The 11,567-nt window shown below is 70.6% G+C and carries 7 protein-coding genes; all 7 read left to right on the top strand.

Features of this window, described 5'->3' with window-relative positions:
- The coding region (gene dnaA, locus G5C65_RS20680) for a chromosomal replication initiator protein DnaA (RefSeq protein WP_241265937.1) at nucleotides 1-1,628 on the top strand (1,628 nt) is incomplete at its 5' end.
- A gap of 789 nt (nucleotides 1,629-2,417) precedes the next feature.
- The gene (dnaN, locus tag G5C65_RS20675; RefSeq protein WP_165300377.1) at nucleotides 2,418-3,548 is read left to right on the top strand and encodes a DNA polymerase III subunit beta; all 1,131 of its coding nucleotides are present in this window, start codon (nucleotides 2,418-2,420) and stop codon (nucleotides 3,546-3,548) included.
- Nucleotides 3,549-3,719: 171 nt separating this feature from the next.
- A complete protein-coding gene (gene gnd, locus G5C65_RS20670) occupies nucleotides 3,720-4,601 on the top strand; it encodes a phosphogluconate dehydrogenase (NAD(+)-dependent, decarboxylating) (RefSeq protein WP_165300376.1) in 882 nt (293 codons plus the stop codon).
- A gap of 28 nt (nucleotides 4,602-4,629) precedes the next feature.
- Entirely contained in the window at nucleotides 4,630-5,748 is a 1,119-nt protein-coding gene (recF, locus tag G5C65_RS20665) for a DNA replication/repair protein RecF (RefSeq protein ID WP_165300375.1), read from the top strand.
- A complete protein-coding gene (locus tag G5C65_RS20660) occupies nucleotides 5,745-6,356 on the top strand; it encodes a DciA family protein (RefSeq protein WP_165300374.1) in 612 nt (203 codons plus the stop codon). Before recF ends, G5C65_RS20660 begins: the two co-directional genes overlap by 4 nt.
- A gap of 243 nt (nucleotides 6,357-6,599) precedes the next feature.
- Complete coding sequence (gene gyrB / locus G5C65_RS20655; RefSeq protein WP_165300373.1) at nucleotides 6,600-8,678, top strand: DNA topoisomerase (ATP-hydrolyzing) subunit B; 2,079 nt, start codon at nucleotides 6,600-6,602, stop codon at nucleotides 8,676-8,678.
- 55 nt (nucleotides 8,679-8,733) lie between these two features.
- Nucleotides 8,734-11,367 carry a DNA gyrase subunit A gene (gyrA, locus tag G5C65_RS20650; protein ID WP_206442074.1) on the top strand — a complete coding sequence of 878 codons (2,634 nt, stop codon included), beginning with the start codon at nucleotides 8,734-8,736 and terminating at the stop codon, nucleotides 11,365-11,367.
- The last annotated feature ends 200 nt before the right edge of the window (nucleotides 11,368-11,567 follow it).

The raw sequence follows: 11,567 nt of genomic DNA, 5'->3' as shown, positions 1-11,567 counted from the left end.
CGTCGGCCCCGTCGACCCCCTCGGCACCGGTGGCCCCTGCCGCTCCTCCCGCCCCGTCCGCGCCGCCGCCCGCCGAGCCGGGCGGCGGCTACGACCAGCAGCGATATGAGGCGTACGAGCCCTACGACCATCGCGAGCCGCCCACGGCACGCCCCGCGTATCCGGAGTACTCGGGCTACTCCGAGTACCCGCAGGGTCACCAGAATCCCCAGAACCACCAGAACCACCAGAACCCGCAGAACCACCAGGGTCCGCAGGGGCACCAGCCCCCCCAGTGGCAGCAGCCGCCGCAGGAGCCGTATCCGCCGCAGCACCAACAGCACCAACAGCAGCAGCCACCGGCGTACGACCACCAGCAGCACGCTCAGCCACAACCACAGCACCAACAGCAGCAGCAGCACCAGCACCACCAGCAGCAGCACCACCAGCAGCAGCCACCGCATCCGCAGGCGCATCCGCAGATCCCGGCGCAGGGCCGACCGCCCGGCGGGTCGCACGACGGGGCACACGACGGCCCGGCGCAGCTCCCGGCGCCCAGCGGCGCCCCGGGGCCGCTGGCGGCGCAGCCCGCGCCCGCGACCGGGCCCGGCGAGCCCACCGCGCGGCTGAACCCGAAGTACCTCTTCGACACCTTCGTGATCGGCGCCTCGAACCGCTTCGCGCACGCGGCGGCCGTCGCCGTGGCCGAGGCGCCCGCGAAGGCGTACAACCCGCTGTTCATCTACGGCGAGTCCGGGCTCGGCAAGACGCATCTGCTGCACGCCATCGGGCACTACGCGCGCAGCCTCTACCCGGGCACCCGGGTGCGGTATGTGAGCTCGGAGGAGTTCACCAACGAGTTCATCAACTCGATCCGGGACGGCAAGGCGGACGCGTTCCGCAAGCGCTATCGCGACATGGACATCCTGCTCGTCGACGACGTCCAGTTCCTGGCGGACAAGGAGTCGACGCAGGAGGAGTTCTTCCACACCTTCAACACCCTGCACAACGCCAACAAGCAGATCGTGCTCTCCAGCGACCGGCCTCCCAAGGCCCTGGAGACGCTGGAGGACCGGCTGCGGAACCGCTTCGAGTGGGGGCTGATCACGGACGTCCAGCCGCCGGAGCTGGAGACGCGGATCGCGATCCTGCGGAAGAAGGCGGTGCAGGAGCAGCTCAACGCGCCGCCCGAGGTGCTGGAGTTCATCGCCTCCCGCATCTCCCGCAACATCCGGGAGCTGGAGGGCGCGCTGATCCGGGTGACGGCCTTCGCGAGCCTGAACCGGCAGCCGGTCGACCTGGGGCTGACGGAGATCGTCCTGAAGGATCTGATCCCCGGCGGCGAGGACGCCACGCCGGAGATCACCGCGACCGCCATCATGGCGGCGACGGCGGACTACTTCGGGCTGACGGTGGACGACCTGTGCGGCTCCTCGCGCAGCCGGGTGCTGGTCACGGCCCGGCAGATCGCCATGTATCTGTGCCGGGAGCTGACGGACCTCTCGCTGCCGAAGATCGGCGGCCAGTTCGGCGGTCGGGACCATACGACCGTGATGCACGCCGACCGCAAGATCCGGGCCCTGATGGCCGAGCGCCGCTCCATCTACAACCAGGTCACGGAGCTGACCAACCGCATCAAGAACGCCTGAGGGCCTGCGGCTCTGCGGCTCTGCGGGCCTGAACGCCCGCCGCCGCCCCCGGGCGGCCCGCCCTCCGCTGTTCGAATCCAGGGTCCGTGCGGCGCCAAGTCCACAAGAACGAGCGGTTTTTCGCGTCCACACCCTGGGGACACGTCGGATTGTCCCAACAGCGTCCACAGCGAGCCGTCGGCCGGCAGGGTTTGCCGAGGTCAGCTGCCTGTGGACTTGTGGGAAACCGAAGTCCACAGGCTGTGGAGGAGGCACGCGGCCCACAGCGGCCCCGGAGACTTGTCCACCGGCCGCCCACAGGCCGGGCCCGCTTATCCCCAGCTTCTCCACAGCTCTGTCCACTGTTCGGCAACGCAACGCGCCCTCTCACCGCTCCGAGTGAAAGCCGTCACAGTGGGAGCCCGGATTGGCCTGTGGGAAACGTGGGTAAAGCTGTGGGCGCAGCTGTGGGCAAGTCCCCTCAACCTGTGGGCGGCCTGTGCAGAACTTTCTGTTCTCCACAGCGACACCTGTCTGTCCACCGCTCCGCCCACAGCCGGGGGTGGAAAACTTTTCCGGGCTGAGCTGCGGAAACGGGGTTATCCACGGTTTCCACAGGCCCTACTACTACGACCACCTGGAGAGAGCCCGGGATTCGCTTCGAAGCGGGTCCTGTGCACAACTCGGCGCCTCGCCGTCCGGGCCGGTCAGCAACGAGTTGACCCACACCCGCGCGGTCTGTCAGTGAGGTGCGTCAGACTGGTCCCCGGCAACAGCACGAGACAGGGCAGCAGCAGGAGGCGGCTGAAGGTGAAGATCCGGGTAGAGCGCGATGTACTCGCGGAGGCGGTGGCCTGGGCGGCCAAGAGCCTCCCCGCCCGTCCGCCGGTGCCCGTCCTCGCGGGCCTGCTGCTGAAGGCGGAGGACGGCACTCTGAGCCTCTCCGGCTTCGACTACGAGGTCTCGGCGCGGGTCTCCGTCGAGGCGGAGGTCGAGGAGGACGGCACGGTCCTGGTGTCCGGGCGGCTGCTCGCCGACATCTGCCGCGCCCTCCCCAACCGCCCGGTGGAGATCTCCACAGACGGTGTACGGGTGACGGTGGTCTGCGGCTCCTCCCGGTTCACCCTCCACACCCTCCCTGTGGAGGAGTATCCGGCGCTGCCGGAGATGCCGACGGCGACCGGCACCGTCCCCGGCGAGGTGTTCGCCGCCGCGGCCGCCCAGGTGGCCATCGCCGCCGGGCGGGACGACACGCTGCCGGTCCTCACCGGCGTCCGTATCGAGATCGAGGGCGACACGGTCACCCTGGCCTCCACCGACCGGTACCGCTTCGCGGTGCGCGAGTTCCTGTGGAAGCCGGAGACGCCGGACGCCTCCGCGGTGGCCCTGGTCCCCGCGAAGACGCTGCTGGACACCGCGAAGTCGCTCAGCGGGGGCGACAGCGTCACGCTGGCGCTGTCGGGCTCCGGCTCCGGCGAGGGCCTGATCGGCTTCGAGGGCGCGGGCCGCCGGACGACGACCCGCCTCCTGGAGGGAGATCTGCCGAAGTACCGCACCCTGTTCCCCACGGAGTTCAACTCGGTTGCGGTGATCGAGACGGCCCCGTTCGTCGAGGCCGTCAAGCGCGTGGCGCTGGTCGCCGAGCGGAACACCCCGGTGCGGCTCAGCTTCGAGCAGGGGGTGCTCACCCTGGAGGCCGGCTCCAGCGACGACGCACAGGCTGTGGAGCGGGTGGACGCGGAGCTGGAGGGGGACGACATCTCGATCGCCTTCAACCCCGGCTTCCTGCTGGAGGGGCTCTCCGCGATCGACTCGGCGTGGGCCCAGCTGTCGTTCACGACGTCCACGAAGCCGGCGCTGCTCAGCGGCAAGCCCGCGAAGGACACCGAGGCCGACGAGGCGTACAAGTACTTGATCATGCCGGTGCGGCTCTCCGGCTGACGCCGGGCCCGGCCGGGAGCGCGAGGGCCGCCCCTCGCGGGGCCGCAGTATGCCGGTGCGGCCCTCGGGCTGACGCCCGCCCCCGCCGCCCGCCGGGCCCTTCTCCGGGCCCCGGTTCCGTCCAGGCGTACGCTCGGCGGCAGTACATATCGCAACGAAAGGGCGCCACTGATGGAGCTGGGTCTTGTTGGTCTCGGCAAGATGGGCGGGAACATGCGCGAGCGCATCCGCCGTGGGGGCCACACGGTCATCGGCTACGACCGCAACCCGGAGGTGGCCGATGTGCGGAGCCTGGAGGAGCTGGTCAGCAAGCTGACGGGCGGCCCGCGCGTGGTGTGGGTGATGGTCCCGGCGGGCGAGGCCACCCAGTCGACCGTCGACGAGCTCGCCGGCCTGCTCTCCCCTGGCGACATCGTCGTCGACGGCGGGAACTCCCGCTGGACGGACGACGAGAAGCACGCCGAGGAGCTGGCAGCGCACGGCATCGGCTTCGTGGACTGCGGCGTCTCCGGCGGTGTGTGGGGCCTGGAGTACGGCTACGCGCTGATGTACGGCGGCGACGCCGAGCACGTCGCGCGGGTGCAGCCGGTCTTCGACGCGCTCAAGCCCGAGGGGTCGTTCGGCGCCGTCCACGCGGGCAGGGTCGGCGCCGGCCACTTCGCGAAGATGGTCCACAACGGCATCGAGTACGCGATGATGCAGGCGTTCGCCGAGGGCTGGGAGCTGCTGGAGGCCGCCGACTCGGTGACGGACGTGCGCGAGGTCTTCCGCTCCTGGCAGGAGGGCACCGTCATCCGCTCCTGGCTGCTGGACCTGGCGGTCAACGCGCTGGACGACGACGAGCACCTGGCGGGGCTGCGCGGTGTCGCGGCCGACTCCGGCGAGGGCCGCTGGACGGTGGAGGCCGCGATCGACAGCGGTGTGCCGCTGCCCGCGATCACGGCCTCGCTGTTCGCGCGGTTCACCTCGCAGCAGGAGGACTCGCCGCAGATGAAGATGGTGGCCGCGCTGCGCAACCAGTTCGGTGGGCACGCGGTCGAGGGCAGCAAGTAGCGAACCGAGGGGGAGGTCGGCGACCGCCGTGCATGTGACGCATCTCTCGCTGGCCGACTTCCGCTCGTACGCCCGGGTCGAGGTGCCCCTCGGTCCGGGCGTCTCCACGTTCATCGGCCCGAACGGGCAGGGCAAGACGAACCTCGTGGAGGCCGTCGGCTATCTGGCGACGCTCGGCAGCCACCGGGTGTCCTCGGACGCGCCGCTGGTGCGCGCCGGCGCGCAGCGCGCGGTGGTGCGCGCCCGGGTACGCCAGGGCGAGCGCGAGCAGCTGGTGGAGCTGGAGCTGAACCCGGGCCGCGCGAACCGCGCCCGGATCAACCGCTCCGCGCAGGTCAGGCCCCGGGACGTGGTGGGCATCCTGCGTACGGTGCTGTTCGCGCCGGAGGACCTGTCGCTGGTCAAGGGCGACCCGGGCGAGCGGCGGCGGTTCCTGGACGAGCTGGTGACCGCGCGCGCCCCGCGTATGGCGGGCGTGCGCGGGGACTACGAGCGGGTGCTCAAGCAGCGCAACTCGCTGCTGAAGTCGGCGGCGCTGGCCCGCCGAACCGGCGGCCGGGGCGTGGACCTGTCCACGCTGGATGTGTGGGACCAGCATCTGGCCCGCGCCGGCGCCGAACTGCTCGCGCAGCGGCTGGACCTGATCGGGGTGCTGGCGCCGCTCGCGGACAAGGCGTACGAGCGGCTGGCGCCCGGCGGCGGCCCGGTGGCGCTGGAGTACCGGGGCCCGGCCGGGGACGGCTCCTCGCGCGAGGAGCTGTACGGGCGGCTGCTGGAGGCGCTCGGCGAGGCCCGCAAGCAGGAGATCGAGCGCGGGGTGACCCTGGTCGGGCCGCACCGGGACGAGCTGGCGCTGCAGCTGGGTGAGCTTCCGGCGAAGGGGTACGCGAGCCATGGCGAGTCCTGGTCGTACGCGCTGGCGCTCCGGCTGGGCGCGTACGAGCTGCTGAAGAGCGAGGGGCACGAGCCGGTGCTGGTGCTGGACGACGTGTTCGCGGAGCTGGATGTGCGGCGCCGGGCGCGGCTTGCGGAGCTGGTGGCGCCCGGCGAGCAGGTGCTGGTGACGGCGGCGGTGCCGGAGGACGTGCCCGAGGTGCTGTCGGGCACGCGGTTCGCGGTGGCGGACGGAGAGGTGACGGCCCAGTGAGCACGGACCCCGAGAAGCCCGGCGGCCCCGGCGGCCCCGGCGGCTCCGACGGCCCCGCCGACTCCGGCGCGCCCCGTGCGCCCGGCGGAGCCGGCGGGCCGGGCGAGCCCAGCGGGGTGGACCTGGCCCGGGTGGCGCTGCGCGCGGCGAAGGAGCAGGCCCGTGCCCGTGGCGCGGCGGCCCAGCAGAAGCGGCAGGCGCGCCACGGCGGCGGCCTGCGCTCGGGCGCCCGCCGGGACGGCCGGGATCCGATGCCGCTCGGCGCGGCCGTGAACCGGCTGATCACGGAACGGGGTTGGGAGGCCCCGGCCGCGGTCGGCGGGGTGATGGGCCGCTGGCCGCAGCTGGTGGGCCCGGAGGTGGCGCAGCACTGCGAGCCGCAGCGGTACGACGAGGAGGAGCGGACGCTGACGGTCCGCTGCGACTCCACGGCGTGGGCCACCCAGTTGCGGCTGCTGGCGCCGCGGCTGGTGGCGCGGCTGAACGAGGATCTCGGGCAGGGCACCGTACGGCTGATCAAGGTGCGGGGCCCGGAGGCGCCGCGGCCCCGGTTCTCCGGTCCGCTGCGGGCGCCGGGAAGCAAGGGACCGGGCGACACCTACGGGTGAGGAGTGACGCCGGTCACAGTTGCGGTGCGTTGACAGTCGGAAGCGCTGAGCGCCCGTGTGAGCCTCTTGGCCCCCCGGTCCAGATATAGGGAGTCGGCGGATGGAGGTTCAGGACGGCACATGCGGACTCAGGCGCCCGCAAACCCCCATTCACACAGCCGCCACCGGTACACTGGGCGATAGCCGCACCGTTGCGGACCATGTCGAACGACGCAGCCGCTCCGCTTGCCCAGGAGACGGCTTGTGCTGTGCCAGAAAGGGCGCTTCGTGGCCGATTCCGGCGATCTCAACGAGAACGACAAGACGCAGTCCGATCACGGCGTGCCGGACGGCCCAGCCGTGCCCGCAGCCGGGCACGGAGGGGCGGCCGGGCACGAGGAGCCGTCGTACGACGCGAGTGCCATCACCGTTCTGGAGGGCCTGGACGCGGTCCGCAAGAGGCCCGGTATGTACATCGGCTCGACCGGTGAGCGCGGGCTGCACCACCTCGTGCAGGAGGTGGTGGACAACTCCGTGGACGAGGCCATGGCGGGCCACGCTGACACCATCGAGGTCACGCTGCTCGCCGACGGCGGGGTGCGCGTGGTGGACAACGGGCGCGGTATCCCGGTGGGCATCGTGCCGTCGGAGAACAAGCCCGCTGTGGAGGTCGTGATGACCGTCCTGCACGCGGGCGGCAAGTTCGGCGGCGGCGGCTACGCGGTCTCCGGCGGTCTGCACGGCGTGGGCGTCTCGGTCGTCAACGCGCTGTCGCAGAAGGTGGCGGTGGAGGTCCGCACCGACGGCTACCGCTGGACGCAGGACTACAAGCTGGGCACGCCGACGGCGCCGCTGCAGCAGAACGAGGCCACGGACGAGACCGGGACGACCGTCACGTTCTGGGCAGATCCCGACATCTTCGAGACAACGGACTACTCGTTCGAGACCCTCGCCCGCCGCTTCCAGGAGATGGCGTTCCTCAACCGGGGCCTGGCCATCTCGCTGACCGACGAGCGCCCCGAGCACGTGGACGAGGAGGGCAATCCGAACGCCGTCCGGTACCACTACGAGGGCGGCATCTCCGACTTCGTCCGCTACCTGAACTCCCGCAAGGGCGAGCTGGTGCACCCCACCGTGATCGACTTCGATGCCGAGGACAAGGAGCGCATGCTCTCGGTCGAGGTCGCCATGCAGTGGAACAGCCAGTACAGCGAGGGCGTCTACTCCTTCGCCAACACCATCCACACCCACGAGGGCGGCACCCACGAGGAGGGCTTCCGCGCGGCGCTCACCGGTCTGATCAACCGGTACGCGCGCGAGCGGAAGCTGCTGCGCGAGAAGGACGACAACCTCACCGGCGAGGACATCCGCGAGGGCCTGACGGCGATCATCTCGATCAAGCTGGGCGAGCCGCAGTTCGAGGGCCAGACGAAGACGAAGCTGGGCAACACGGAGGCGAAGACCTTCGTCCAGAAGATCGTCCACGAGTATCTGACCGACTGGCTGGACCGCAATCCGAACGAGGCGGCGGACATCGTCCGCAAGGGCGTCCAGGCGGCCACGGCCCGGGTGGCGGCGCGCAAGGCGCGCGATCTGACCCGCCGCAAGGGCCTGCTGGAGACGGCCTCGCTGCCCGGCAAGCTCTCGGACTGCCAGTCCAACGACCCGTCGAAGTGCGAGATCTTCATCGTGGAGGGCGACTCCGCGGGCGGCTCGGCGAAGTCCGGCCGCGATCCGGAGTACCAGGCGATCCTCCCCATCCGCGGCAAGATCCTGAACGTGGAGAAGGCGCGGATCGACAAGGTGCTGCAGAACGCCGAGGTGCAGGCGCTGATCTCGGCGTTCGGCACCGGTGTGCACGAGGACTTCGACATCGAGAAGCTCCGCTATCACAAGATCATCCTGATGGCGGACGCCGACGTCGACGGCCAGCACATCAACACCCTGCTGCTCACGCTGCTCTTCCGCTTTATGCGGCCGCTGGTGGAGGCGGGCCACGTCTTCCTCTCCCAGCCCCCGCTCTACAAGATCAAGTGGGGCCGGGACGAGCACCAGTACGCGTACTCCGACCGCGAGCGCGACAACCTCATCCAGCTCGGCCGCGAGCAGGGCAAGCGCATCAGGGACGACTCGGTCCAGCGCTTCAAGGGCCTGGGCGAGATGAACGCGGACGAGCTGCGCGTCACCACGATGGACATCGAGCACCGGGTGCTGCGGCAGGTGACGCTGGACGACGCGGCCGCCGCCGACGACCTGTTCTCGATCCTGATGGGCGAGGACGTGGAGGCGCGCCGCTCGTTCATCCAGCGCAACGCCAAGGACGTCCGCTTCCTGGACATCTGACCGTCGGCCCTCCCGAGCAGCGCGCCGCACACACGTAAAGGACTTGAACTGAGCAATGGCCGACGAGATCCCCACCCCTGCCGAGGGCGACAACTCGCCCCTCGTTGACACCGAGGCCGGTGCCCGCGTCGACCCGGTGAGCCTTGAGACGGAGATGCAGCGCTCGTATCTCGACTACGCGATGAGCGTGATCGTGAGCCGCGCCCTGCCGGACATCCGCGACGGGCTCAAGCCGGTGCACCGCCGGGTGCTGTACGCGATGTACGACGGGGGGTACCGCCCGGAGAAGGGCTTCTACAAGTGCGCCCGCGTCGTCGGCGACGTCATGGGGACGTACCACCCGCACGGCGACAGCTCGATCTACGACGCGCTGGTCCGCCTCGCGCAGACCTGGTCGATGCGGATGCCGCTGGTGGACTCCAACGGCAACTTCGGCTCCCCGGGCAACGACCCGGCCGCCGCCATGCGGTACACCGAGTGCAAGATGGCGCCGCTGGCCATGGAGATGCTCCGGGACATCGACGAGGAGACCGTCGACTTCCAGGACAACTACGACGGCCGCAACCAGGAGCCCACGGTCCTGCCGGCCCGCTTCCCGAACCTGCTGATCAACGGCTCGGCGGGGATCGCGGTCGGCATGGCCACCAACATCCCGCCGCACAACCTGCGCGAGGTCGCGGCCGGCGCCCAGTGGTACCTGGACCACCCGGACGCCTCGAACGAGGAGCTGCTGGACGCCCTCATCGAGCGGATCAAGGGCCCGGACTTCCCGACCGGAGCGCTGGTGGTGGGCCGCCGGGGGATCGAGGAGGCGTACCGCACCGGGCGCGGCTCGATCACCATGCGGGCCGTGGTGGAGGTCGAGGAGATCCAGGGCCGCCAGTGCCTGGTGGTCACCGAGCTGCCGTACCAGGTCAACCCGGACAACCTCGCGCTGAAGATCGCCGACCTGGTGAAGGACGGCCGGATCGGCGGCATCGCCGACGTACGGGACGAGACGTCGTCGCGCACGGGCCAGCGCCTCGTGATCGTCCTGAAGCGGGACGCGGTCGCCAAGGTCGTCCTCAACAACCTCTACAAGCACACCGATCTGCAGACCAACTTCGGCGCCAATATGCTGGCGCTGGTCGAGGGCGTCCCGCGCACCCTCTCCCTGGACGCCTTCATCCGGCACTGGGTCGCGCACCAGATCGACGTCGTCGTCCGCCGCACCCGCTACCGGCTGCGCAAGGCGGAGGAGCGCGCCCACATCCTGCGCGGCCTGCTGAAGGCGCTGGACGCCATCGACGAGGTCATCGCGCTGATCCGGCGCAGCGAGACGGTGGACGTCGCGCGCGAGGGCCTGATGGGGCTGCTCACGATCGACGAGATCCAGGCGAACGCGATCCTGGAGATGCAGCTGCGGCGGCTGGCGGCCCTGGAGCGGCAGAAGATCACCGCGGAGCATGACGAGCTCCAGGCGAAGATCAGCGAGTACAACGCGATCCTGGCCTCCCCCGAGCGCCAGCGGCAGATCATCGGCGAGGAGCTGACCGCGATCGTCGCCAAGTTCGGCGACGACCGGCGCAGCCAGCTGATCCCCTTCGAGGGTGACATGTCCATCGAGGACCTGATCGCCGAGGAGGACATCGTCGTCACGATCACCCGCGGCGGCTATGTCAAGCGCACCAAGAGCGACGACTACCGGGCCCAGAAGCGCGGCGGCAAGGGCGTGCGCGGCACGAAGCTGAAGGAAGACGACATCGTCGACCACTTCTTCGTCTCCACCACGCACCACTGGCTGCTGTTCTTCACCAACAAGGGCCGGGTGTACCGCGCGAAGGCGTACGAGCTGCCGGACGCGGGCCGCGAGGCGCGCGGCCAGCACGTGGCGAACCTCCTCGCCTTCCAGCCGGACGAGGAGATCGCCGAGATCCTGGCGATCCGGGACTACGCGGCGGCCCCGTACCTCATCCTGGCCACCAAGTCGGGGCTGGTGAAGAAGACCCCCCTCAAGGACTACGACTCGCCGCGCTCCGGCGGCGTCATCGCCATCAACCTCCGCGAGATGGAGGACGGCCGCGACGACGAGCTGATCGGCGCCGAGCTGGTCTCGCCGGACGACGACCTGCTGCTGGTGTCCAAGAAGGCGCAGTCCATCCGGTTCACCGCGACGGACGACGCGCTGCGCCCGATGGGCCGGGCCACCTCCGGCGTGAAGGGCATGAGTTTCCGCGAGGACGACGAACTGCTCTCGATGAATGTGGTCCGGTCGGGTACGTTCGTCTTCACGGCAACGGACGGCGGCTACGCCAAGCGCACCGACGTGGACGAGTACCGCGTCCAGGGGCGCGGTGGCCTGGGCATCAAGGCCGCGAAGATCGTCGAGGACCGGGGGTCGCTGGTGGGAGCGCTGGTGGTGGAGGAGTCGGACGAGATCCTCGCCATCACCCTGTCCGGCGGTGTGATCCGTACGCGGGTCAGTGAAGTCCGCGAGACGGGCCGTGACACCATGGGCGTCCAACTGATCAACCTGGGGAAGAAGGACGCGGTGGTCGGCGTCGCGCGCAACGCGGAGGCCGGCCGCGAGGCCGAGGAGGTGGAGGCCGCCGTCGAGGCCGGCGCGCAGCCGGACACGGACGCGGAGGGCCCGGACGCGGCCGACGGCTCCGCCGACCCCGCAACGCCCCAGGACCCCCAGGACACCTAGATCCCGCTAGGACCCCCAGACCACGGACGACGAGGAGCAGGGCGTGAGTGGTGCTCAGCCTCAGCCGCAGGCACAGCCCCAGCCGAAGTCCCAGCCTCAGCCCCAGCCGGAACCCCAGCCGGAGCCGCAGGCCCAGCCGCACCGCCCCCCGAAGGCGTACCCGACGCCTCCGGGGGGCGTCCCCGGCGCCGCGGCAACCC

It is taken from the genome of Streptomyces boncukensis (assembly GCF_011045075.1).
In the GTDB taxonomy this organism is placed as follows: Bacteria; Actinomycetota; Actinomycetes; order Streptomycetales; family Streptomycetaceae; genus Streptomyces; species Streptomyces boncukensis.
This window is presented reverse-complemented; position numbering and strand designations above follow the sequence as displayed.